General features: G+C 64.5%; 20 protein-coding genes and 1 tRNA gene. 8 read left to right on the plus strand and 13 right to left on the minus strand.

Annotation, left to right across the window (positions count from 1 at the left end; genetic code table 11):
* Positions 1-134: 134 nt before the first annotated feature.
* The 6 genes from RDV64_RS16120 to RDV64_RS16145 form a co-directional block, all read right to left on the minus strand.
* Positions 135-440 carry an ETC complex I subunit gene (locus RDV64_RS16120; protein ID WP_309195947.1) on the minus strand — a complete coding sequence of 102 codons (306 nt, stop codon included), beginning with the start codon at positions 438-440 and terminating at the stop codon, positions 135-137.
* A gap of 73 nt (positions 441-513) precedes the next feature.
* A tRNA-Pro gene (locus RDV64_RS16125) sits at positions 514-590 on the minus strand.
* A 74-nt stretch (positions 591-664) separates the two neighbouring features.
* Positions 665-1,183: a DUF192 domain-containing protein gene (locus RDV64_RS16130; protein WP_309195948.1), complete on the minus strand. Its 519-nt coding sequence runs from the start codon at positions 1,181-1,183 to the stop codon at positions 665-667.
* Positions 1,184-1,574: 391 nt separating this feature from the next.
* On the minus strand, positions 1,575-2,159 hold the full coding sequence (locus RDV64_RS16135; RefSeq protein WP_375143836.1) for a cold-shock protein: 585 nt from the start codon (positions 2,157-2,159) through the stop codon (positions 1,575-1,577).
* A 156-nt stretch (positions 2,160-2,315) separates the two neighbouring features.
* Positions 2,316-3,149 (minus strand): Sir2 family NAD-dependent protein deacetylase, encoded by an 834-nt coding sequence (locus RDV64_RS16140; protein WP_309195949.1) that lies wholly within the window; start codon positions 3,147-3,149, stop codon positions 2,316-2,318.
* 2 nt (positions 3,150-3,151) lie between these two features.
* Positions 3,152-4,654 (minus strand): YifB family Mg chelatase-like AAA ATPase, encoded by a 1,503-nt coding sequence (locus tag RDV64_RS16145; RefSeq protein ID WP_309195950.1) that lies wholly within the window; start codon positions 4,652-4,654, stop codon positions 3,152-3,154.
* 182 nt (positions 4,655-4,836) lie between these two features.
* Between RDV64_RS16145 and RDV64_RS16150 the strand changes: the two genes are divergently transcribed.
* Together RDV64_RS16150 and RDV64_RS16155 are read left to right on the plus strand one after the other, a co-directional pair.
* The gene (locus RDV64_RS16150) at positions 4,837-5,889 is read left to right on the plus strand and encodes a GNAT family N-acyltransferase (RefSeq protein WP_309195952.1); all 1,053 of its coding nucleotides are present in this window, start codon (positions 4,837-4,839) and stop codon (positions 5,887-5,889) included.
* On the plus strand, positions 5,882-6,856 hold the full coding sequence (locus RDV64_RS16155; protein ID WP_309195953.1) for an FAD-dependent oxidoreductase: 975 nt from the start codon (positions 5,882-5,884) through the stop codon (positions 6,854-6,856). Before RDV64_RS16150 ends, RDV64_RS16155 begins: the two co-directional genes overlap by 8 nt.
* Positions 6,857-6,948: 92 nt before the next feature.
* On the opposite strand, the gene RDV64_RS16160 is transcribed toward RDV64_RS16155, so the two are convergent.
* The 3 genes from RDV64_RS16160 to RDV64_RS16170 form a co-directional block, all read right to left on the minus strand.
* Positions 6,949-8,361, minus strand: coding sequence for a murein L,D-transpeptidase family protein (locus RDV64_RS16160; protein WP_309195954.1), 1,413 nt, complete (start codon positions 8,359-8,361; stop codon positions 6,949-6,951).
* Positions 8,362-8,503: 142 nt separating this feature from the next.
* The gene (locus tag RDV64_RS16165; RefSeq protein ID WP_309195955.1) at positions 8,504-9,460 is read right to left on the minus strand and encodes an acetyl-CoA carboxylase carboxyltransferase subunit alpha; all 957 of its coding nucleotides are present in this window, start codon (positions 9,458-9,460) and stop codon (positions 8,504-8,506) included.
* Positions 9,461-9,541: 81 nt separating this feature from the next.
* Positions 9,542-10,438 (minus strand): tyrosine recombinase, encoded by an 897-nt coding sequence (locus tag RDV64_RS16170; protein WP_375143757.1) that lies wholly within the window; start codon positions 10,436-10,438, stop codon positions 9,542-9,544.
* Positions 10,439-10,601: 163 nt separating this feature from the next.
* On the opposite strand from RDV64_RS16170, the gene RDV64_RS16175 reads away from it, so the two are divergent.
* From RDV64_RS16175 to RDV64_RS16185, 3 genes are read left to right on the plus strand one after another with little or no spacing between them, the layout of a single operon-like run.
* Positions 10,602-11,210, plus strand: coding sequence for a shikimate kinase (locus RDV64_RS16175; RefSeq protein WP_309195956.1), 609 nt, complete (start codon positions 10,602-10,604; stop codon positions 11,208-11,210).
* The gene (gene aroB / locus RDV64_RS16180) at positions 11,204-12,325 is read left to right on the plus strand and encodes a 3-dehydroquinate synthase (protein WP_309195959.1); all 1,122 of its coding nucleotides are present in this window, start codon (positions 11,204-11,206) and stop codon (positions 12,323-12,325) included. Before RDV64_RS16175 ends, aroB begins: the two co-directional genes overlap by 7 nt.
* A 27-nt stretch (positions 12,326-12,352) precedes the next feature.
* Positions 12,353-13,633 carry an HlyC/CorC family transporter gene (locus tag RDV64_RS16185; RefSeq protein ID WP_309195960.1) on the plus strand — a complete coding sequence of 427 codons (1,281 nt, stop codon included), beginning with the start codon at positions 12,353-12,355 and terminating at the stop codon, positions 13,631-13,633.
* Positions 13,634-13,671: 38 nt separating this feature from the next.
* Here the strand turns inward: RDV64_RS16185 and RDV64_RS16190 are convergent, their stop codons facing one another.
* The 4 genes from RDV64_RS16190 to RDV64_RS16205 form a co-directional block, all read right to left on the minus strand.
* On the minus strand, positions 13,672-14,520 hold the full coding sequence (locus RDV64_RS16190) for a universal stress protein (RefSeq protein ID WP_309195962.1): 849 nt from the start codon (positions 14,518-14,520) through the stop codon (positions 13,672-13,674).
* 102 nt (positions 14,521-14,622) lie between these two features.
* Positions 14,623-16,107, minus strand: coding sequence for a SulP family inorganic anion transporter (locus tag RDV64_RS16195; protein ID WP_309195964.1), 1,485 nt, complete (start codon positions 16,105-16,107; stop codon positions 14,623-14,625).
* Positions 16,108-16,820: 713 nt separating this feature from the next.
* Positions 16,821-17,405, minus strand: a complete 585-nt coding sequence (locus RDV64_RS16200; protein ID WP_309195966.1) for a ribonuclease T — start codon at positions 17,403-17,405, stop codon at positions 16,821-16,823.
* 75 nt (positions 17,406-17,480) lie between these two features.
* The gene (locus tag RDV64_RS16205; protein ID WP_309195968.1) at positions 17,481-17,993 is read right to left on the minus strand and encodes a hypothetical protein; all 513 of its coding nucleotides are present in this window, start codon (positions 17,991-17,993) and stop codon (positions 17,481-17,483) included.
* A gap of 430 nt (positions 17,994-18,423) precedes the next feature.
* On the opposite strand from RDV64_RS16205, the gene RDV64_RS16210 reads away from it, so the two are divergent.
* From RDV64_RS16210 to RDV64_RS16220, 3 genes are all read left to right on the plus strand, one after another.
* Positions 18,424-19,122, plus strand: a complete 699-nt coding sequence (locus RDV64_RS16210) for an ATP-binding cassette domain-containing protein (protein WP_309195970.1) — start codon at positions 18,424-18,426, stop codon at positions 19,120-19,122.
* Positions 19,119-21,704 carry an FtsX-like permease family protein gene (locus RDV64_RS16215; protein WP_309195971.1) on the plus strand — a complete coding sequence of 862 codons (2,586 nt, stop codon included), beginning with the start codon at positions 19,119-19,121 and terminating at the stop codon, positions 21,702-21,704. The genes RDV64_RS16210 and RDV64_RS16215 overlap by 4 nt, the downstream gene beginning before the upstream one ends.
* Before the next feature lie 279 nt (positions 21,705-21,983).
* The gene (locus tag RDV64_RS16220; RefSeq protein ID WP_309195972.1) at positions 21,984-22,691 is read left to right on the plus strand and encodes a hypothetical protein; all 708 of its coding nucleotides are present in this window, start codon (positions 21,984-21,986) and stop codon (positions 22,689-22,691) included.
* Positions 22,692-22,799: the final 108 nt, after the last annotated feature.

The following is a 22,799-nucleotide window of genomic DNA, read 5'->3' on the forward strand; positions in this document are numbered from 1 at the left end:
GCCGGGGCCGGAAAAGCAGAGCAATTTCCGGCGCATGATGCGGCCATCGGCGCAAACGACCCTCGCGTCAGCGTTGGGATTGCCGCGGCTTATGAGAGCTATTCGAGCCCCGCGTCAAAGGCGAGGCTACACCCTCAGTGGGTCCAGGGTGCGACGCGGTCGGTCCGGAAATTGTCGGAGTAGGACAGCTTCTTGTCGACGGCCGTGTTGGCTTCCTCGATGCGGAAGGCAATGCCGCGACGCTCGGCGTAGGCGACGGCATCTTCCTTTGTGGGAAATTCGAGGTGGACCTGGCGGATGGTGTCGGGGCTGGAGGTCCATCCCATCAAAGGGTCCACGCCGAGGGGGCTGTCGGCCACGAATTCAAGCCGCCAGAGGCGGCTCTTGCGGGTGCCTGACTGCATGGCTGTACGGGCGGGCTTGAAGATCCGGGCTCGCATGAAAAACTCCAGACGCTCCGAGGGGCAGCACACGTCCGCTCCGGACGTGGCTTGGAAATTGGAAATTACGAGATGGTCGGGGCAGCAAGATTCGAACTTACGACCCCCGGTTCCCAAAACCGGTGCTCTACCAGGCTGAGCTATGCCCCGCTCACCACGTCCCTTGCCCTACACCGCCCTTGCGGCGCGGGCAACTGCTGCGAGCCACCGGATGCCATGTCCGGTCAATCTTCAACACGCTGGTGCAGGAGACGGTCTCCCGGAGCAAGCCCGATGGCCGCCGCGACCCCGCCATTAACCTCGAAGACGAATCGCGCAGGCCCCTCCGAAGGGACCGGATCGGTCGAGAATGGCGTCGTGTTTGCCGCGATGGACACCACGGTGCCGTCGCCTTTGATGAAGATGATGTCTAGTGGCAGCGGCGTGTTCTTCATCCAGAAGGAGCGCGGCGCTTCCTTACCGAAGTCGAACAGCATTCCGTGGTCGCGCGCCATCTCCTGGCGGTACATCAGCCCTTGCGCCCGCTCCAGCGGGTCGTCCGCAATCTCGATCGTGAAGTCGTGCACACCGCTTGCCGCAACGAGACGCGCCTCGTTGGCGCGGGCGGGCGTGGCCACCGGGGCACCGGCAGGGCTATCAATTGTGGATGCAGCCAGTGTTTTGGCCGGCAGCGCACCGGCGGGCCGTGCCGTGATCGGCAGGCCGGCTGCGGCAATCTGGGGAGACTGATTGCGGCTGGACACGGGCAGTCCGGCACCTTCGGAAACAAAGACCGGGTTCAACGCGTCGGTGCCATCTTGCCTGTGTTTCCATGGGGCTGGGGTCCATCCCGGGAAACCTGGCTCGCTGGCCGCTGTCTGATTGCGGCCATGCGCTAGCGCATCTGCCCTGGCCGCGTCCGGAGCAAGGAAAGCGGCTACGATGGAAGCGGCCACCAGCGCCGAAAACCTGCGCCGAAACTGACTCTCCGAGCGCGTGGTGTCTTGGCGATGCGGCGACAATGTCAACGCTCCAGCAATCAGCGCAAGGACGGGCGTGCCGGAACGGTGCCACACCCGCAAGGATGCTTCAGTATTCCGGCGCCACGCAGGTTCGCCATGGCTGGCTTTGCGCCAGCGGGAAGAGTGCATCAACTCAGTGCGACTGCGGCACGTTCACGCCGCTCTCCGGCAGAATTTCTGCAGCCATCAGGCCCTTGGGGCCGTTGCCGAAGCGCACGCGTACCAGCTGGTTGGGGCGCAGTTCGGCAACACCGAAGCGGCGCAGCGTTTCCATGTGCACGAAAATGTCGGGCGTGCCGTCACCCCGTGTCAGGAAGCCGTAACCCTTGCTGCGGTTGAACCACTTGACGCGGGCAATCTCGGCGGGGCCCTCCGGAATGATCTGCGTGTGCGCACGGGAGGGGGGAAGCTGCGAGGGATGCGCGGCGCTCGATTCGTCCATCGACAGGATGCGAAACGCCTGCTTGCCCTTCGGACCGTCGGTGACTTCACAGACCACGCGGGCGCCCTCGTAGGCGCTCTGGTAGCCGTCCCGGCGAAGGCAGGTGACGTGAAGAAGAACGTCCGGGCCCCCATCGTCGGGGATGATAAAGCCGTAGCCCTTGCCAACGTCGAACCACTTGATGGCACCCGACATCTCGCTGAGCCCTTCGAGGCCCTCAAGACCAGGAGCATCATCGCGATCGGTGACTGAATAGTCTTCGAAATATTGCATCATCTTGTTGTCGTTCACCACGCTACCCGCCACATCGGAACCAAGACCAACATCACCAATCGAATCGTGATTGCACTTGATAAGGTTACCATTCATTCACCCTTTTCGCGATGCTCTTTCGCACCGGGTGACCAGATGTTGCGAAAGAGACACAGACTTTTAATCAAATCCGATCTCTTCCAAAGGAGAAAATGTCCCGGCAATCGGACTTCTTATGACGATATCGGCAATTTCGTCTTGCTCCGTCGCCGTTCCGGTCACGATCACGATTGTTGCGCCGGCGGCCTTCGCCATCGCCGGAAGCGCGGCGACAGGGTAAACGACAAGCGACGATCCCACCGCAACCAGGAGGTCGCAGGACACCGCTTCCTGCTGGGCGCGGGCGAGCTTTTCCATCGGCACGGTTTCGCCGAACGAAACCACTGCGGCCTTGACGAGGCCGCCGCAGACCGGACAGCGCGGCGAAATTTCGTTGCTCGCGATATACTGCCGCGCATAGGCGATGTTGGTCCGTTCACCGCAGGACAGGCAGTGCGCGTGGGCGCATGTGCCATGGATCTCAGTCAGTTTTTCGGCGGGGGTGCCGGCACGGCCGTGCAACCCGTCGATGTTCTGGGTGACGACGTGCGCGACCGGACCCTTTCGCGCCATCTGCGCGATGACCTTGTGGGCGGGGTTCGGGTCAGCGCGCATGAAAATCTCATGCATCTGGAAACGGCGGTTCCAGTCTTCCAGCCGTGCGTCTTCGTCGGCGACGAATGCATCGTAGGAAATCGGCTCCATGCGGGACCAGAGGCCGCCGGGGCTGCGGAAATCCGGAATACCCGATTCGGTCGAGATGCCGGCGCCGGTCAGCACCAGTGTACGGGTCGAATCGGCCAATTGCCGCGCGAGTGCGGCTGAACCTTCGGTCTGTTCGGTGATGATCCGGTACGACATGTCTTCTTTAAAGGTTGAATTCCGGCGTTTGGGCAATGCAGTTTCCTGCAGCATGGTTACGATGTCCGGTGGTAGGCCAGCGCTTCGGCAACATGCTGGCGCTGAATGGACTCATTGGCGGCAAGGTCTGCAATGGTGCGGGCGACCTTGAGGACCTTGTGATAGGCGCGGGCGGAGAAGCGCCGCTCGCAGGCAACCTGGTCGAGCAGACCGATTGCCTCGGGTTCGGTGCCCAGCGTGGTTTCGATCAGCTCCGGCCCGCAGTCGGCGTTGGTCTTGACGCCTGCATAATCTCTGAAGCGATCGTGCTGCCTTTCGCGCGCCTCTGCCACGCGGGACGCCACCATCTCCGATGCTTCTCCGGAGGGGGCGTGAAGGTCCGCCGGGGAGACGGCGCCGACGCGAAATGAAAGGTCGATCCGGTCCAGGAGCGGGCCGGACAGGCGGGCCTGATAATCTGCCTCACACGATTTTCCGCGCTTGCATGAGTGGCCCGGCTCGCCGGCAAGGCCGCAGCGGCAGGGGTTCATTGCCGCGACCAGCTGGAAGCGCGAGGGGTAGGTGACCCGGTGCTGTGCCCGCGCGATGGTTGCGCTGCGGGTTTCCAGCGGTTCGCGCAAGGCGTCCAGCACCTGCGGCGCAAATTCGGGGAGCTCGTCCAGAAACAGGATGCCGCCATGGCACAGGGAAATTTCGCCCGGGCGTGCTCGGGGACCACCCCCCACAAGGGCCGCCATCGAGGCCGAATGGTGCGGCGCGCGGTACGGCGCGAACGTGCTGAGCCGCCCGTCCGAAAGCTGGCCTGCCACCGAGCGGATCATGGCACTTTCCAGAAGGGTTTCGGGATCGAGCTGGGGCAGGATGGACGGGAGGCGTTCGGCCAGCATGGACTTGCCGGACCCCGGTGGCCCGGTGAGCAGAAGATTGTGCCCGCCGGCTGCGGCAATTTCGAGGACGCGCTTTGCGCTTTCCTGGCCCTTCACGTCACTGAGGTCGCGCAGGCGGCCGGGGGGCAGGCTGATCTTCGGGTCCGGGCGGGAGAGGATCTGCTTGCCGGCAAAATGGTTGGCAAGGGCCGCAAGGCTGCGCGGCGCCAGAATTTCCATGTCCGCCGATGCCCAGGCCGCCTGCGGTCCGTTGTCGGCCGGGCAGATGAGCCCCATCCCCATGATATTGGCGCCCACGGCCGCGGGAAGCACGCCGGAGACGCCGACCACGCGCCCGTCAAGCCCCAGCTCGCCAAGTACGATGCACGTCTCGACGGCTTCTGCCGGGATGGCGCCGAGTGCGGCCATCAGCCCGAGCGCGATCGGCAGATCGTAGTGGCTGCCAGCCTTGGGAAGATCAGCGGGGGCAAGGTTGACCGTGATCCGCCGCGGGGGGAGGGCCAGTCCGATGGCCGACAGCGCCGCGCGCACCCGCTCCCGGCTTTCCGTCACCGCCTTGTCACCCAGACCGACGATGGTAAACGCCACGGCTCCGGCGGCGACCTGAACCTCGACCGCAACGGGAACCGCTTCGATGCCGCGGAAGGCGATGGTTGTGACGCGGCTCAGCACGGTTTCGAACTCTGCACTTGTTCATGGTTGGCAACTTATAGTAGATATATCGTGAACGTACAAGCTATGATATGAGCGAACCCTTGCTGCGAGCCATAGAGTTTGCCTGGCGACATTGCGAAGCGGGTGCGCTCGCAATAACGTCGCGCCGTGGTCGGCCGCATCAGAACCGGCTGACGAGAATGAGCGAAGAGGCGCGGAGCGAACATGCGATTTCCCAGATCGGCGGACGGGCCGAGGACCGGGCGTTGATCGTCGACGGCCGACCCCGACGCCGCCGGCGGACCATGGCGAAGCTGCGCTCCCTGTCGCCGGTGGTGCGCCGTTTCGTGCCCCGCGGCCGCAACAAGTCCACCACCACCGGGCCCTGGTTCGGCGTGCAGCCGCGTCTGCACGGCAAGCGGACCGAGCCGCTGGACCGCAAGACGCCGACGTTCGGGCAGCTGGGGACGCTGGAAGTCCGCCTTGCCCGCACCGCCGGCGAGATCAAGCGCGCCCAGCAGATCCGCTATCAGGTGTTTTACGAGGAGCTGGCCGCCCAGCCGGATCCGTACGCCATGGCCACCCGGCGGGACCGCGACTCGTTCGACAATATCTGCGACCACCTCCTGGTGCTCGACCACAATGTCGACCCGCGCCCCTTCCGCAGACCGCGTCCGCGCATCGTCGGCACCTATCGGCTCCTGCGGCAGGAAATTGCCCAGAACCACGGCGGCTTCTACTCCAAGCAGGAATTCGAGATCGATCCCCTGTTCGAGGGACACGAGGACAAGCGGTTCCTCGAGATGGGCCGCTCCTGCGTCTTGAAGCCATACCGGGACAAGCGCACGGTTGAGTTGCTCTGGCACGGTGCGTGGTCCTACGTCCTGCGCCACAAGATCGACGTGATGTTCGGGTGCGCGTCGCTGGGCGGGACCGACCTCGAGGCGCTGGCCCCGGCGCTGTCCTATCTCCACCACAACCATCTGGCGCCGCCCGAATGGCGGGTGCGGGCGCTGGACGATCGCTATGTCCCCATGGACCGGTTGAAGGTGGACGATGTCGATGCGCGCAAGGCGCTGCGGGCGCTGCCGCCGCTGATTAAGGGCTATCTGCGCCTCGGGGCCTTTGTGGCCGACGGCGCGGTGGTGGACGAGCAGTTCGGCACCACCGATGTGATGATCGTCCTGCCGGTCTCCGGCATTTCCCACCGCTACATCAACTATTACGGCGCCAACGCCAGCCGGCATGCCTGACAGCGCGGGAGGGCCGCGCGTTGCCGTTCTGGGCGCCGGGATTGCCGGGGCTGCGGCGGCGGATGCGCTGACAAGAGCCGGTGCGTCCGTGCGTGTATTCGACAAGGCGCGAGGGCCGGGCGGGCGGATGGCAAGCCGTCGGGTCACGCTCCCGGACGGCACCGAAACCACCTTCGACCATGGCGCCCAGTGGTTCGCGCCGTGCGATCCGCGGTTTGCCGCCCTTGTGGCCGACGCCGAACGTGCCGGCGCCGTGGCACCATGGCGCGATGCGCCCGGAGGGGCGATGGTCGGCACACCCCGCATGAACGCGCTCGTCCGCCATGCACTCGGCGGCGCCGAAGCGCGGTATGGCGCCACCATTTCGCAGCTCGACAGGCAGCCGGACGGCTGGCACCTGGCAGATGCCGACGGGCCTGTGGACGCCCCGTTCGATGGTGTTCTTTCCACGCTTCCTGCGCCGCAATTCGGCCCGCTCGCCGCACCCCATGTGCCCTCCCGGGCGCAAGCTGCCGACGCGGCCCGCTACGCGCCATGCTGGGCGCTGATGCTGGCCTTTGCGCCCGACACGGCCGCGCAGCTTGAGGGCATCGCGCACGATGCGTTGGCCGCCGACGGTTTCGATTGGGTCGCTTTTGATGGGGGCAAGCCGGGCCGCAGAGGGGCAACGCTGATGGTTCATGCGGACGGCGTCTGGTCCACCGACAATCTCGAGCGCCCGCGCGAAGACATTGCCGATGCGATGACCGCCACGGTGTGCGGGCGGTTTGACCTGCCGGTGCCGGTGCATGCCGCCGCGCACCGCTGGCGCTATTCCAGAGTGCTCACGCCAGCGCCAGCTGCCGCAGGGGCCGATGTCTCGGGCATCGCTGTCGCGGGGGACTGGACTGCCGGCCCCAACGTGGAAGACGCCTATCTCAGCGGCCTCAATGCCGCCGCTGCTTTGCTTTCTGTCCTGCGGGTTTAGAAAGCCTCGCTACAACGGATGATGCGGCGAGCCCTCGGGACCTGCCGCATCTCTTGCCGCGCAATCCTGGCGCGGGCCACTGCCGATCCCGATCAGTCGAAAAGCGAACCGGCGCGGTCGAACAGACTGCGGCTGCCTTTGGTGATGCTGGAGAAGAAGCCTTCCTTCTCCTCTTCGGACGCGTAGCCGAGCGGTTGCGGCGGCGCGGCCGGCTGAGGCGCGACCGCCACTTCCGGCGTTTCCGGCGATGCGGGGACGCCCGGCGGCGGCGTGGAAATCACACCAGCGGTGGAAGCGACCGGGGCGTTGGCCGAGGCAGCCGGCGGTGTTGTGGCGGCGACCGCTGCGGGCGCATCGTCCTTGTCGCCATTGCCGAATAGGCTCGGAATCCGGAAGCCGATACCCTTGTCCTGCGAAGCGGCGGAGGTGGATGCGCGGCGAATCGGCGAAGGCTTGGGGAAGGGCGTGCCGCCGCCAACCAGGACCGAGGGATCGGCGCTTGCCACCGCGGCGTCGGACACGTCTTCGGCCGTCGTGTCGTTACGTTCCCGCTTGAAGAGCGCGGCAATCGCCTCGTCGCGCGCCTCAAAATTCTTCTGGCGCTCTTCCTTGATCTTGGCCTTGGCCACGAGCACGTTGCGCTTCTCAAGATCGGACGCCTGCTTGGCGGCAACCAGCTGTTTCAGCTGGGGCGAAACCTCGTAGGTGGGGCAGGCGCTGGTGGAGGAGAAGGAGCCGCCGCTGGGCGTCGCGTTGAACACGTAGCGCCGGCCGCAAACGTCGATCTTCGGTGCCTTGCCGCTCACCTCGAAATGGTCGGTGCCGACCTTCAGCATCTCCCAGAATTCGAGATGTTCGCTGTCGGCGTGGCGGGCCATGTTTTCCGGCGTCATCCGGAAGGGGAGCGCCTGGATCTGAAAGCCCTGCTGGCCGCCGCGGAACGCTTCGCGGGCGAGGGCGTAGATTTCCTGAATCTGCTGATCCTCCATCGCGTAGCAACCGCGGGAAGAGCAGTCCCCATGGACCATGAGGTTGGAACCGGTGCGGCCGTTGGCCCGGTCGTACGCGTTGGGGAAGCCGATATTGAACGACAGATGGTAGCTGGAGTTGGGGTTCATGCGCCCGGGCGTGACCGTATAGAAGCCCTCCGGCGCCTGCCGGTCGCCTTCCTTGAACTTCGGCCCCAGTTTGCCTGACCAGGCGCAGATATCGTACTCTTTCAGCATCTTGTAGTTGCCGGAGCGGTCCCGCTTCCAGACTTCGAGCTGATCTTCCTCCTTGTAGATCCGCAGGAGGATCGGCGAGCGCTCGTCCATGTTCAAGCGGCCGATCTTGCCCTTGAGGCTGGCTGGCAGCGGGGCAAGGTGCGCAGCATCGCCGTGGGCAAGCTCACTCACCTGGCAGCCGGCAATGGTCAGAGACAGCAGGGACGCGCCCGCAAGAACGCGCAAGCTGCGGCGCAGTCGGCGCCTGCAATCATCGAGACGCACAGCGTTCAAGGTCATCCGAACTCCCGCGGTCCATGGCGGCACGAACATTCACGCCATCCATTGGCGTTTAGCCTGTGCCGACCGTCTTTACAAATCGTCAATACTGCTTGCCGGGGGCTTACCCCCAGTGAACAATTGAACGTGATCTGCGCGAGGCCTAAGCCTCGAGCGTCCGTCCGATGGCAAGGAACCGCGCAGCACGGGCACTTTTGAGCGCGGCCGGGTCGGTTCCGTCAAGCTCCGCGAGGGCGCGTTCGATGGCCGCACCGGCGGACTGGATGGCGCTGTCCATGTCGCGGTGAGCGCCGCCGAGCGGCTCCGGCACGATTTCCTCGATCACACCGAGCTTCAGAAGGTCGCTGGCGGTGATCTTCATGTTGGCGGCGGCTTCCTGCGCGCGGGTGGAGTCGCGCCACAGGATCGACGCCGCGCCCTCCGGGGTAATCACCGAGTAGACTGCGTGCTCGAGCATCAGGACGCGGTTGGCCGTCGCCAGCGCCAGCGCGCCGCCCGAGCCACCTTCGCCGATGATGACGGCCACCGACGGCACGGTCAGCATCAGCGCCTGTTCGGTGGAACGGGCGATGGCCTCGGCCTGTCCGCGCTCTTCGGCGCCGATGCCGGGGTAGGCGCCGGCGGTGTCGATCAGCGTGATGACGGGAAGGCGGAAGCGTTCGGCCAGCTGCATGATCCGCTTGGCCTTGCGGTAGCCCTCCGGCCGGGCCATGCCGAAATTGTGCTTGATGCGGCCCTCGGTGTCCGCGCCGCGCTCGTTGGCCAGAACGGCGACCGAGCGCCCCCTGAAGCGGCCGAGACCGGCCAGAACGGCAGCATCCTCGGCAAAGGAGCGGTCACCGGCCAGCGGCGAGTAGTCCTCGATCAGCTGGTGGATGTAGTGTGAGCCGTGCGGCCTGTCCGGGTGGCGCGCCACGGCGGTCTTCTGCCAGGGCGTCAGCTTGGAATAGATTTCCGCCAGTGCCTTCTCGGCCTTGTCCTTCAGCTTGGCGATCTCATCGGAACCGTCCACGGCCGAATCGTTGCCCAGCGTGCGCAGATCCTCGATCTTGCCGAACACGTCGGCGACAGGTTTCTCGAATTCAAGGAAGGTGCGCATTTTCCAACTGGCTGACAGGGTGGCTCGGGCGGTGCGGCGTGGCGCGTGCGGCGGACCTTGCTACCGCCCCAAGCGGCGCTGTCAAGCGTGGGGGTGGTCGCCCAGCGGATGGCAATCGGTCAGAACGGTGCGCAACTCGTCAGGCAGAACGTGGGTATAGATCTCGGTCGTGGCAATGTTGCGGTGGCCAAGAAGTGTCTGGACGACGCGCAGATCGGCGCCGCGAGCCAGCAAATGCGTGGCGAATGCGTGCCGCAGAACGTGCGGTGAAAGTTTGTGCGCGGGGAGGCCGGCAGCCGCGGCAAGCGTTTTCAGCTCCCGCCCGAACGCCTGACGCGTGAGATGCCCGCTGGCCGATTGCGCCGGAAACAGGTGCTTGCCCGCCGGGCCCGGCCTTGCCGTGCGCCATGCGGCGACCGCGCGGTGGGCAGCGTCGGTGAGGGGGGCCATGCGCTCACGCCCGCCCTTGCCGCGCACGATCATGGCCGGCGCACCCGCCTTGATTGCACTGTCCGGCAGGCCGACCAGCTCGGTCACACGCAGGCCGGCGGCGTAAAGGAGTTCGATCAGCGCATGGCGGCGGAGTGCGCCGGGCTCCCGGCGCTCCGCAGCGCCGGCGGCCGTTTCCAGAAGCCGGGACACCTCATCCACCGAAAGGATTTTCGGCAGCGGCTTGGATTTCCTGGGGCCGGCCACCAGCGCGCCGGGATTGTCGTTTCGCGCACCCTCGCTGTAGTGGAAGCGCATCAGCCGCCGTACCGCAGACAGGCGGCGGTTCTGGGTGGTGCGCGCCTCGCCATCCGCCGAAAGGGACGCCAGAAAGCTGGAGATTTCCGCCTCGCCAGCGGCTTCAAGCGCGATGTCGCGGGCGTCGCAGTGGGCGGAAAACTTGGTGAGGTCGCGCCGGTAGGCCGACAGCGTGTGGGGTGAAGCATCCCGCTCCACGGCCATCATCTCCAGAAAACTTTCGATATCCACGGGCGCGACCTCCTCCAGAGGGTGCACAGTGGCCTGCCGGGTCTTGCAGGATGGTGGAGATTTCCGGCAAAAGTCGACGGAACGGATGCAAGGCCTTGCACTCCGGCGCGCGATTGTGTCCGCTGAGCGGGTCAAGGCGCCCGCGCGCCGCGGAATTGGAGATATGGACACACAGGGGCTCGCACACAGTGCCGGCACCCGCCGCCGGCGGGGCACCGACAGGTGGGTTCGGCAGAACATCGTGCTGGTCGGGCTTCCGGGCGTCGGCAAGTCGAGCGTCGGCCGCCGCCTTGCGTACAGGCTTGGCCTGCCGTTCGTCGATGCGGACAACGCCATCGAGGATGCGGCCGGCATGTCCATTCCGGATATCTTCACAACGCACGGCGAAGCAGCCTTCCGCGAAGGCGAGACCCGCGTTATCACGCGCCTCCTGCGCGACGGGCCGCAGGTGGTCGCCACCGGCGGCGGTGCGTTCATGTCGGCCGAAACCCGTGCAGCCGTGGCGGAGCTCGGCATCTCGGTGTGGCTGGACGCATCGAACGAAGTGCTGGTGTCGCGCATTGCCAAGCGGAACCACAGGCCATTGTTCCGGGGCGTCGACCCCAATGAAAAGCTGAAGGAGTTGCGAGCCGTGCGAGACCCCTTGTTCGCCGAGGCGAACATTCGAGTCGCATCCTCGTTCGGCCCGCATGAGCGGGTGGTGAACAGGATTGTCCGCGCCCTGCGCGCACGCCAGCAAAATGGCGCCCCCAACGGTAACGCACCATGCTGAAGACCAGCGAAACGCCGCACCGCGTCCACGTTCCGCTGCCCGGCCGCGCCTATGACGTGGCGATCGGCCCTGGCCTCATATCCGGCGCTGGCGAAGAGATTGCGCGCGTGTGCGGGCAGCGAAGCGCGCTGGTGGTGACCGACACCGCGGTCGCCGCCTTCCATCTCGAGCCCTTGATGCACGCGCTGGAGCGAGGCGGGATCAGCGCCACCACGCACGTTGTGGCGGAGGGCGAAGCCTCCAAGGCCTGGCAGCCGCTGACCGCCACCGTCGATGCCATCCTCGACGCCAAGCTCGAACGCCGCGACGTGGTGATTGCGCTTGGTGGCGGCGTGGTCGGCGACCTCACCGGGTTTGCCGCGGCAATCGCACGGCGGGGGATGCCGTTCGTCCAGATCCCCACCACGCTGCTGGCACAGGTGGATTCGGCCGTCGGCGGGAAGACCGGGATCAACACCGCCCATGGCAAGAATCTGGTCGGTGCGTTCCATCAGCCCAAGCTGGTGCTGGCCGACACCGATGCCCTGAAGACGCTGCCGGAGCGTCACCGCCGCGCCGGCTATGCCGAGATCGTCAAGATCGGCCTCATCAACGACCCGGCTTTCTTCGCCCGGCTGGAGGCGCTGGGTGCGCGTGTTATCCGCGACGACCTTGCAAGCGCCATTGCCACCGCGGTGGCCGCAAAGGCAAAGATTGTGGTGGCCGACGAGGAGGAGGCGGGCGAACGCGCGCTCCTCAACCTTGGCCACACCTTTGCCCACGCCGTGGAGCGCTGCGCGGGGTATGACGGGCGGATCGTGCATGGCGAGGCCGTCGGTCTCGGCCTTGCCCTCGCATTCCGTCTTTCGGTCCGCCTCGGCCTTTGTCCGGCGGAGGATGCCGCCCGCGTTGCCGCGCACCTCAAGGCTGTCGGCCTGCCGACCAATTTTGCCGACGTTCCCGTGCCGCTTGGCGCCGAGGCGGTGCAGCACGCGATGAACCAGGACAAGAAGGTGGCCGATGGCATCATCCGCTTCGTCCTCACCCGCGGGATCGGAGAGGCCTTCGTGTCGGACGGGGTGCCGCCGGAAGATATTGCGGCATTCCTCGCCGCCGAGGGGCTTGCCCCGTCATGACGTGCGCTGCCTGTTGAGGCCCATCCCATGACCCTGGACATCGACCTGCTCCTGACCTGCCTTGCGATCGTCGTGCTGCTCGTCCTTTCGGCCTTCTTCTCGGGCTCGGAGACGGCGCTGACGGCGGCCAGCCGCGCGCGCCTTCTTCAGCTGGAAAAGCAGGGGATGAAGCGCGCCGCCATTGCCGCCAAGCTGATGCAGACGCGCGAGCGGCTCATCGGCGCGCTGCTGGTGGGCAACAACCTCGTCAACATTCTGGCGTCCGCGCTCGCCACCAGCGCGCTTCTGCGCATCTTCGGCGATGCAGCCATCGTCTACGCCACCTTCATGATGACGGCGCTGGTGCTGATCTTCTCCGAAGTTCTGCCCAAGACCCTGGCGATCCTGCGACCCGAGGGCTTTTCGCTGGTGGTGGCGCCCGTCGTGCGCGTCATCGTCGTTGTCTTCTCGCCGGTGACCTCCACCGTCCAGCAGATCGTGCGCCTTATCCTGCGCATCTTCGGCGTCCGCGCCGATGCCGACACGGTTCAGTCCGCCCGCGAGGAAATCCGCGGCACGGTGGATCTGCAGCACGCCGAGGGCGGCCTTCACAAGGCAGAGCGCGACCGCCTCGGCGCGCTGCTCGACCTTGCCGAGATCGAGGTGTCGGACGTAATGGTCCACCGCACCCGGATGCGGATGCTGAATGCCGACGACAGCGCCGATGAAATCCTGAAGGAGGCGCTCGCCTCGCCCTATACGCGCATGCCGCTGTGGAAGGACAAGACCGACAACCTCATCGGCGTCCTCCACGCCAAGGACCTTTTGCGCGCGGTTCATGCGGCGCATGGCGACATGACGAAGATCGACGTGCCGTCCATCGCCAAGCCGCCCTGGTTCGTGCCGGACACCACGCGCCTGCACGACCAGCTCAACGCCTTCCTCAAGCGCAAGAGCCACTTTGCGCTGGTGGTGGACGAGTATGGCGAGGTGATGGGCCTCGTCACCCTGGAAGACATTCTGGAAGAGATCGTCGGCGAGATCGAGGACGAGTACGACGTTGTGGTCGAGGGCGTCCTGCCGCAGACCGACGGCTCGGTGCTGGTCGACGGCACCGTGACCATCCGCGACCTCAACCGCGCGCTCGACTGGTCATTGCCGGACGATGAGGCCACCACGGCGGCCGGCCTCGTCATTCACGAGGCGCAGATGATCCCGGAGGTGAACCAGGCGTTCACCTTCCACGGGGTGCGCTTCGAGGTGGCGGAAAGGGAGCGCAACCGCGTTACCCGCCTTCGCCTGACCCGCACCGACATGGCGGAGGTCTAGTCAGCACCGGCGCTTGGCCGGTGCCAGTGCTGCTGCTGCTAGCGGAACACCACAATCGGGATCTTGCAGGACCGCAGCATTGCCGTGGTCGACGAACCGATGATCAACTGGCGGATGCGCGAGTGGCCGTGGCTGCCCATCGCCAGAAGGTCGATCCCTTCATTCTCCACGTAGGCGGAGATGGCGCGCTCCGGCTGGCCGGGTACGACAGAGGCCGTAACCGTGTGGCCGCCGCCTTTCAGGAGTGCGACAGCGCCCTCCAGCTTGCGGCGCGTCTCGGTCTTGTCCTCGCCGACGGTGACGATGTGGCATTCGAGCCCTGAGAACAGCGGGCTGCGGGCCACATGGTCGACTGCCCGCATGGCGCTTGCGCTGCCATCATATGCAATCAGGAAACGGTTGATGGGTTTGAAGGCGCGCGAGGCGACGAGAACCGGCTTCTTGCTGCCGCGCACCACACGCTCCAGGTTGGAGCCGAGGTGGAGCTTGGCAAAATCGGCCGCTTCGCCGCGCTTGCCGACCACAATCATGTCGACGTCGCTCTCCGCATCCTCGATGGCCTCGATGAGGTCTCCGGTGCGAAGCCTTGGCGTTGCCGTCACACCGGCTTCGGACAAAAGCTCGGCGACATCGTCGAGGATGGCGCGGCCACGCTTTTGCGCCAGCCTTGCCCGCTGCTCGTCCAGCGTCGAAAGCTCCTGCAACAGGGCCGTGCGGGCACCAAGGCTGATGCTGCCGGACAGGTTCGTCGGCGCGCTGGAGGTTTCCCGGCGGCCGATGGCGTGGAGCAGATCCAGCGTTGCCCCGGTCCGCCCGACAATCCAGGCGGCATGGTCGGCAACGCTGCGTGTGTAGGTCGAGCCGTCGACCAGCGCGACTAGCTTCATCAATGTCTCCCGATGCGCAGCCGCGTTCGGCACCCGCGGCACTGCAACTTAAGTAGGCTGGTGCGCAAAACGCCAGCCCGAATTGTCGGACGAATGAGTCTGTTAATGGCCGAGGAGTTCGTCCAGCGCGCCCGGCTTGTCATAGACACCGAGCCTGTCGACGATGGTTTCACTGGCTTCGTTAAGGCCGAGAATGTCCACCTCGGCGCCCTCGCGGCGGAATTTCAGCACCGCCATGTCGAGCGCGGCGACGCTGGAGATGTCCCAGATGTGCGCGCGGCTGACGTCGATGGTGATCCGCTCGATCGCTTCGCGGAAGTCGAATGCTGCGGTGAACTTGTCGGCTGAGGCAAAGAACACCTGGCCCTCGACCGTGTAGGTGCGGTGCGTCCCGTCCGGCGAGAGTTTCGACGAGATGCGGAAGATCTGCGCGATCTTCCACGCAAAGAAAAGCGCAGAGAGGAGCACGCCCACCAGAACGCCGATGGCAAGATTGTGGGTGAGGACGACGACGGCAACGGTGGACAGCATGACCACCGAAGACGAGCGCGGATGGCTGCGCAGGTTCTTGATCGACGACCAGGAGAACGTGCCGATGGACACCATGATCATGATGGCCACCAGCGCCGCCATCGGGATCTGGCTGACGATGTCGCCCAGAATCACGATCATGAACAGGAGGAAGACGCCGGCGCAGAAGGTGGAGAGCCGCCCCCGGCCGCCGGATTTCACGTTGATCATGGACTGGCCGATCATCGCGCAGCCCGCCATGCCGCCAATGAAGGCAGTGAAGAAGTTGGCAACGCCCTGGCCGACGCACTCCTGATTCTTGTCGGACGGGGTGTCGGTCAGCTCATCGACGATGGTGGCCGTCATCAGCGATTCCAGAAGGCCCACCGCGGCAACCGCGGCAGAGTAGGGCAGGATGATGAGGAGCGTATCGAGGTTGAGCGGAATGTCCGGCAGCAGGAACACGGGGAAGGTGGAGGGGAGTTCGCCCATGTCGCCGACCGTGCGCAGATCGAAGCCGAAGAAAATAGCGACGCTGGTGAGGACGACGATGCACACCAGCGGCGAGGGGATCACCGTGGTGATGTGCGGGAAGAGGTAGATGATGGCGAGCCCCGCGGCGACCATCACGTAGGTGAGCCAGGGCACGCCGATCAGCTCGGGCACCTGCGCCATGAAGATGAGAATGGCGAGCGCATTGACGAACCCGGTCATCACCGAGCGCGACACGAACTGCATCAGCCCGCCTAGCTTGAAGAGCCCCGCAATCACCTGAAGGACGCCGGCAAGCACGGTCGCGGCCAGAAGGTACTGGAGGCCGTGGTCGCGCACCAAGGTCACCATCAGCACGGCGGTGGCGGCTGTTGCTGCCGAGATCATCCCCGGACGGCCGCCAACGAACGCGGTGATGACAGCGATCGAGAAGGAGGCATAGAGGCCGACCTTGGGGTCGACGCCGGCGATGATGGAAAAGGCGATCGCTTCGGGGATCAGCGCCAGCGCGACAACGAGCCCGGACAGAACATCGCCGCGGATGTTCCCGAACCATTGCTGACGGTAGGCTTGCAAGGAGGGCATGGCGGTCCAGACTGCAGTCGCAGCGGCCGGGCGCGCCAGGCGCGGTGCCGTATCTGCGGAAATGGGGATCTGATGTCGGCCGACGATGCACGACAGCCGGTCGCACCCCTGTCAGCGGCGGAACCCTTTGGTAACGGGGATGATGTTGCAACGCAACATTGCCTCTGGCGGATCCGATGGAAAATCAGCATCGGCCGGTGCCGTCCATACCTGCGGCAGGACCGGCCTGATTGGCGGCTGGGCCGGAAAGGAATGCGCTTGCGAAGCCGGGGTTGGCCGTGAACCCACCCTTGGCTGGAGGGCGCGCCTCACCGTGCCATGCGCGAGTAGGAGCGCCTCAACACCAAGCGCTTGATTATCGGGCGACGTGGCGGTGTTCGTTCAACTGCTGAACATCATGCCGCTCAGCGATCTCGCGCAAGGATGCGCCGCCTGACGGCCAATATCTCTCCCGACAACGCCTTGTGGCTGACGTTTTGTTCGGTGGTTTCGGTCCGGGCGAGGTCTTTGCGCGGCCTGCGCTGAGTTTCGCCACGTCCGGCAGATGCGGGGCAGACAGTAAGGCTTTCGCCCGGTGGGGGGATTGTTGAAGAGTTCCGAAAGCAGATCGAACGGGCTCGAAATCAGAACGGCAGGACCGATTGTGCCGGTCTCACCAGAGCGCTTGCCGCACGATGGGGGGCGGCGGCAAATGCGGTTGGGGCGCTGTTTTCTTACCGCGGCGGATCGATTTCGAGGAGGCGGCTGCGGCATCGGCGGGCTCGCACGTTGGGGCAGGCGACGAAGCCGAGCGCCGGCGAAAGGCAGATCCGCACGTCGATCAGATCGTCGCCCCTGCAACGAACATAAAAATCGCTCTCGTCCATCGCCGGGTTGGCGCGGAGGAATGCTTCGCGCAAGACTGCCGGCCGTACGGAGAGGGGCTGGTTGATCATCTGAAGCCCCGCCGGGATCTGCACCTTCGCCGCGGCACGCCGCATCAGGTCGAAATAGGCGTCTGGCCGGAGGCCGGAGCAGGTCCCGTGCTTCTTCCACTGGTACCCGATGAGCCCGCGGCTCGGCATGATGTCCAGCATCGAATTGATCAGGCGCCGGCTCGGCCGGCGTTCGCGCGTCCGGCAAAATTCCGGCGCATCTCTCCGGGTGTTCGGCCAGAGGCCGTGCACGATGAATGTCCGGTCGGCATCCAGCGCACACTGGAGCGGGGCATCCGACGGCGCGCGCCCCGCGCAATAGGTTGGCGACCACGACAGTGCCAGAATGTAGTGATCGACAGGATCGTCGGCGCCCGCAGCCATTGCCGGAAGAAGGCAAAGCCACGCCAGCGCTGCAAGGAAAGCGCTGGCGTTGCGGAAGGACGAAACCGGCTCGATCTAATTCACCGACGCAGGCTTTGTGACCCGGCAGCGCCCGTCGTAGACGCGCCAGTCGTCGTAGCCGGAGATGCAGACATAAACCGACCAGGAGAGGCCGACAAAGCCGGAGTCTTCTTCGATGAAGTAGTGGGCAGTGGCGTGTGCGCCATTGTCCAGCGCAACGGATGCAAGGCAGTAGCGCCGTGTGAGCGGGCTCGGATTGTAGACGGTATCGGGAACCTCGCGCACGGGGACGAGAGTACGCACTCGCGGCACCCGGTAGGCAGGGTCTGCCCGGTTTGCGAACCGCAATGCAGCGCTGACAACGCTCTTGGCGCTGCATTCGGGAACGGTTTCGTCGCCGGGACACTCGGTCGGATCGCCGAAAATCCAGATCTGGTTCAGCGTGCTGCACCGGCCGAATATGTTGCGCTTTTTCTGAATGGGTTCGGCCGCGAGATCCGCCGCGCTGGCAGTGCCAACTGCAAGGTTCATCGTCAAAAGAAGGGCGAGGACTAATCGCACGATCATGATGGACCTCCGTTTGCTGTAGCCACAGCCTGTCATCACAAACGCCAACGCCCGCTGCAAGCCGTGCCGACCGTTCTCGTGGGAACGTGTCCGATAAGCCACATGATTCTTGCCAATTGTGCCACCCATGCGGTTGTGGCCGCCAGCGGCGCATTCTCCTTCCCTGCACGAAGGCCGGACGCAAGTCGGTTTCCATAGGCACTCTCTGCCTGACAGCGGTAACCTCGGAAACTGGCGCGCTGCGTGCTTTCAGCTTCGCTCGCGCCGTGCCCGGTGCGGCAGCATCAGGCAGGCGGAAACAGGGGCGCGCGTGCAGCGAGACGGTCGGCCGCAATTGCGCTCGAGAGCTGGCGGGATATGTCTGGGTCTGAGCGGCTTCTTGCGGGAGCGGCGCCAGGATCGTCATCAGCAGGTCAGGTCGGAAATAATCATGGCAGAAGACAACGTCATCGAGATGCGAAATGTCTGGCTGACGCTCGGTCGTGGTCCGGCTGCAGTCTCGATCCTGAAGGGCGCTGACCTTTCCGTGGTGCGCGGCCGGTCGGTCGCGGTCACCGGGCCGTCGGGTTCGGGAAAATCCACGCTTCTGATGGTGTTGGGCGGCCTTGAACGCGCCCAGAAGGGCGAGGTGCTGATCGACGGGGCCGATATTGCCGCCATGGGTGAGGACGAACTCACCGCGTTTCGGGGGCGCTCCCTCGGGATCGTCTTCCAGTCCTTCCACCTCATTCCAACAATGACGGCGCTTGAAAATGTGGCTGTTCCATTGGAGCTTGCAGGCGCGCGCGATGCGTTTGACCGCGCCGCCGAGGAGCTTGCACAGGTGGGGCTGGCAGAGCGTGCATCCCATTATCCGGGGGCGCTTTCCGGTGGCGAGCAGCAGCGCGTGGCAATCGCGCGCGCGCTCGCCCCGCGCCCCGCAGTCCTTCTCGCAGACGAGCCCACCGGCAACCTCGACGAAAAGACCGGCGAAGATATTGCAGACCTCATGTTCCAGACAGCGGCGGCGCGGGGCCAGACGCTTGTTCTCGTCACGCATGATCTGGCACTTGCGGCACGCTGTGACCACACCGTGCGTGTCAGCGAGGGCCAGCTTTCCCCGCACCTGAAAGCGGGAGAGCCCGCGTGACGATTGCAAACGTCGACACTGCACCGGGCGTTGCTGTGAGCCGGCCCCGTTCTGCGCTTTCTTTGCGCCTTGCGTTGCGCGAGATGCGCGGTGGTTTGCGCGGCTTCTACGTCTTTCTGGCCTGCATCGCGCTCGGAACGGGGACGATCGCTGCGGTAAACTCCTTGGCCTATGGGCTGACCGACGGGATCCGGGCCGAAGGCCAGGCTCTGCTGGGGGGTGACGTCAGTTTTTCGCTCGTGCACCGGCAAGCAAGCCCCGAGGAACTTGGCTATCTTCAGCAGCGCGGTCAGGTGTCCACGGTTGCAACATTGCGCGCGATGGCGCGGACGGCCGACCGCCGTCAGACCCTGGTCGAGCTGAAGGGGGTCGACAGCGCCTATCCCCTTTATGGCGACACGGTCCTTCAGTCTGGCGAGCGCCTCGGCGCGGTGTTTGCGCAAGACGGCAGTCCTATCCCCGTCGTGGTGGAGCCGTCCTTTCTGGAGACGATGAAGATTGCGGTCGGGGATCCGTTTTCGCTTGGGCGGCTGGATGTTTACGTTGCCGATGTCATGCAGCGTGAACCGGACAGGCTTTCCGGGGGGATCGGTTTCGGGCCGCGCGTGATGTTGCCGGTGGAGGCTCTGGCGGGGTCGGGGCTTGTGGACACGGGAAGTCTCGTACGCTGGCGTTACAGGGTTGCCGGCGAGGACGGTCCGTTCGATGACCAATCGCTCGAAACACTGGTGGCGGACGCGGAAAAGGCTTTTCCGTCGGCCGGTTGGCGGATCGAGACCCGCACCGAAGCAGCGCCCGGTTTGCGAAGGTCCATCGACCGGTTCGCCCAGTTTCTGACACTCGTGGGCCTGACCTCGCTGGCGGTCGGCGGCGTTGGTGTCGCCAATTCGGTCCGCGCCTACCTGTCGCGCAAACGGGAAACGATTGCGGTGCTGCGCGCAATGGGGGCGTCCGGCCGGATCGTGCTCGGCACTTATTTTATTCAGGTCCTGATCCTGGCGTCGATCGGGATTGCGATCGGGCTGTGTCTGGGGGCACTTGCTCCGCCGTTTGCGGGTTGGTTGCTGGCAGATTTTTTGCCTGTATCGGGGCTTTTTCGGCTCTTTCCCGGGGCGCTGGGGCTTGCTGCGCTGTACGGCCTCCTGACAGCGGTCACGTTTGCAATCTGGCCGCTGCGCACGGTCTATGCCGTTCGTCCGTCTGCGCTGTTCCGGGACGACCAGGAGGGCGGTGCCGGGGCGCAGACAACCATGTTCATGGTTGCGAGCGCAGTTTCGCTGGCTGTTCTGGGCGGGCTTGCGGTGATTGCCGCATATGACCGCTGGTTGGCGGCAATGTATATTGCGGGTGCGATTGGCGTATTTGTCTGCCTCAGGCTTGTTGCCTCGCTCGTTACGGTCATTTTCCGAGCCTTGCCCAAGAGCCAGTCCACTGTGGTCCGGCTGGCGGTCGGGAATATTCACCGGCGCGGCGCTCTCACGCCGACGGTGGTGCTGTCGCTCGGGCTCAGCTTGACCTTGCTGGTCACGCTCTCGCTGGTGGACGGCAATTTGCGCAGCACGCTGCTGTCTCGCTTGCCCGAGCAGGCGCCAAGCTTTTTCTTCGTGGACATTCAGAATGCGCAGAAGGACGCCTTCGTACAGAAACTGGATGAGTTGGCGCCGGAGGCCGAGGTTCGTGCGCAGCCGATGTTGCGGGGCCGGATCGTGTCGCTGAACGGCACGCTGAGTGAAGACTGGCCGGACACCGAGGCGTCCTGGGTTCTGAGGGGGGACCGCGGGATCACCTACGCTGCGGACCTGCCAGCTGAAAGCGAGGTTGTGGAAGGGGAGTGGTGGGGCGCGCCGATGCCGGAAGGCAACGAGGTTTCGTTTGCGGCGGAGCTTGCCCGCGAACTTGGGGTCACGCTTGGCGACGTGGTGCGCGTCAACGTGCTGGGCCGCGAGGTGGAGGCGACCATCACCAATTTGCGAACGGTGGAGTGGGAGTCCCTTGCGATCAACTTTGTGATGATCTTTTCGCCCAACGTGTTTGCCGGGGCGCCGCACGCCCATCTTGCGACACTCACCTACAAGGAGGGCGGGGACGAGGCGCAGGAAATCGCGTTGCTGGGCGAGATCAGCGAGGCTTTTCCAACGGTGACGACAATCCGCGTTAAAGATGCGCTGGAGGCGGTCAACGACGTGATATCGGATCTGACGATTGCGATCCGCGCCGCTGCGGCCGTTACGCTTTTCTCGTCGATCCTGGTTCTTGCGGGGACTTTGGCGGCAAGCCATCGGACGCGCATTTATGATGCTGTCATCTTGAAGACACTGGGCGCCCGGCGGCGGACGCTGGTGGCAGCTTTTGCTCTTGAATATGCGATCCTCGGCCTGGTCGCGGCGTTGTTCGGCATCCTTGCGGGGACTGCGGCGGCGCGCTTCATTGCGGTCGACCTGATGGAGCTGACCTTTGTCTTCATGCCGCTGACAGCGATCAGCGCAACGGTTGTTGCCGTTGTAGTGACGGTGGGTCTCGGCCTGGTGGGGACGTGGCGCGCACTTGGAGAGGCCCCTGCAAAGGTCCTGCGTGCATTGTAGAGGGCGATGAAAATGTCGCATGCGTCCTGCAGGTCCGTGTTCTTGCCCTGATCTCGTTGTTCTCTTTTAGATTGTATTTGGCCGCTTGACAAGCGTTCTATTTTTGGGTGGTAGTGGGGTCATATGAGGAACATTAACCAATAGGCCGCCATGTCTCGCCCTGTGACCCAGCTTCGAATTGGCCAGTCGGCTGGGTCCGTCCAGTCGTCGTCAGGGCGAACAGCTGCGCCAGACCTGACTGAGTTTCGTCAGGGGCTTCACCTTTTGCGTTCAGAAACAATGGCTGAGACGGCCGCCTCTATTGGCTTTCTCGTGTCATTGATTGCGACACTGAAAAATAAAGGCGTTTTTGTCTGGGTTTTCCATGACTTCACGTCAGGTGAAGCAGGCTCTTTATACGGCCCGGGATTATATGATGTTTCCAGAACAGTTGGTCAGACTGTTGTTGTTGCAGTCAGAACCCTAGTGGAAATGTTCTGGGTCATGGAAGAGGCGATTGCATCACCCGTGGTGACAGGTGTTTCAGGTGTTTTTCACTGTAAGTCGTCACTAGACCTGAAATTCACGCGGAGAATATCGCTGCGCAGTGAGAAAAGCAGTTTGCCTGTTTATCTTCTTGCGATTGATAGCCCACAATTTCCGACGTCAGCCGTGTCCCACTGGAATATATCCCATGCACCAAGTCAGGGCGTGACCTCTTCGCGGCAATGGATCAACGGCGGCAATCCGTGCTGGAAGCTGGATCAGATAAAGAACAAAAAGGGATCATGTCGAAGCTTTGTTTTGGGGTATGATCCTGTGGCGTCATCTCTATACGAAATGCAATCTGAGGTTAATTTCAGGCGCGAGGCAGTCGCGGGTGCGGTTCAGTGCAAAAGAGACCCCTGGGCCGGAAGTGCTCTTCCCGAAAGAAGTGCCGTCGACACCGTCGTGGTGCCTTTTGCAAAAACGATGCGGCGGCGTGTTCCGTCTGCGGAGAGGTTGTGATGGTGGCCTTGTCCGCAGACAAAAACGATGCGCGAAGAATTATGCATGTCTGGCTGCGAAGGTTGCCGACCGACCGTCTTGCGCGTTTGCGCAAGCGCCAGGAGGAGC

Origin of the sequence: Acuticoccus sp. MNP-M23, from assembly GCF_031195445.1 — a bacterium.
Taxonomy (GTDB): Bacteria; Pseudomonadota; Alphaproteobacteria; order Rhizobiales; family Amorphaceae; genus Acuticoccus.

Excerpts from the sequence above, each read along its gene's own strand:
- RDV64_RS16140 (WP_309195949.1), bottom strand. The coding sequence starts at position 3,149 with ATGCTGCAGGAAACTGCATTGCCCAAACGCCGGAATTCAACCTTTAAA.
- RDV64_RS16190 (WP_309195962.1), bottom strand. The coding sequence starts at position 14,520 with ATGAAGCTAGTCGCGCTGGTCGACGGCTCGACCTACACACGCAGCGTT.
- RDV64_RS16205 (WP_309195968.1), bottom strand. The coding sequence starts at position 17,993 with ATGATCGTGCGATTAGTCCTCGCCCTTCTTTTGACGATGAACCTTGCA.
- RDV64_RS16210 (WP_309195970.1), top strand. The coding sequence starts at position 18,424 with ATGGCAGAAGACAACGTCATCGAGATGCGAAATGTCTGGCTGACGCTC.
- RDV64_RS16165 (WP_309195955.1), bottom strand. The coding sequence starts at position 9,460 with ATGCGCACCTTCCTTGAATTCGAGAAACCTGTCGCCGACGTGTTCGGC.
- RDV64_RS16185 (WP_309195960.1), top strand. The coding sequence starts at position 12,353 with ATGACCCTGGACATCGACCTGCTCCTGACCTGCCTTGCGATCGTCGTG.
- RDV64_RS16150 (WP_309195952.1), top strand. The coding sequence starts at position 4,837 with ATGAGCGAAGAGGCGCGGAGCGAACATGCGATTTCCCAGATCGGCGGA.
- RDV64_RS16200 (WP_309195966.1), bottom strand. The coding sequence starts at position 17,405 with ATGGCTGCGGGCGCCGACGATCCTGTCGATCACTACATTCTGGCACTG.
- aroB (WP_309195959.1), top strand. The coding sequence starts at position 11,204 with ATGCTGAAGACCAGCGAAACGCCGCACCGCGTCCACGTTCCGCTGCCC.
- RDV64_RS16135 (WP_375143836.1), bottom strand. The coding sequence starts at position 2,159 with ATGATGCAATATTTCGAAGACTATTCAGTCACCGATCGCGATGATGCT.
- RDV64_RS16155 (WP_309195953.1), top strand. The coding sequence starts at position 5,882 with ATGCCTGACAGCGCGGGAGGGCCGCGCGTTGCCGTTCTGGGCGCCGGG.
- RDV64_RS16175 (WP_309195956.1), top strand. The coding sequence starts at position 10,602 with ATGGACACACAGGGGCTCGCACACAGTGCCGGCACCCGCCGCCGGCGG.
- RDV64_RS16160 (WP_309195954.1), bottom strand. The coding sequence starts at position 8,361 with ATGACCTTGAACGCTGTGCGTCTCGATGATTGCAGGCGCCGACTGCGC.
- RDV64_RS16195 (WP_309195964.1), bottom strand. The coding sequence starts at position 16,107 with ATGCCCTCCTTGCAAGCCTACCGTCAGCAATGGTTCGGGAACATCCGC.
- RDV64_RS16120 (WP_309195947.1), bottom strand. The coding sequence starts at position 440 with ATGCGAGCCCGGATCTTCAAGCCCGCCCGTACAGCCATGCAGTCAGGC.
- RDV64_RS16220 (WP_309195972.1), top strand. The coding sequence starts at position 21,984 with ATGGCTGAGACGGCCGCCTCTATTGGCTTTCTCGTGTCATTGATTGCG.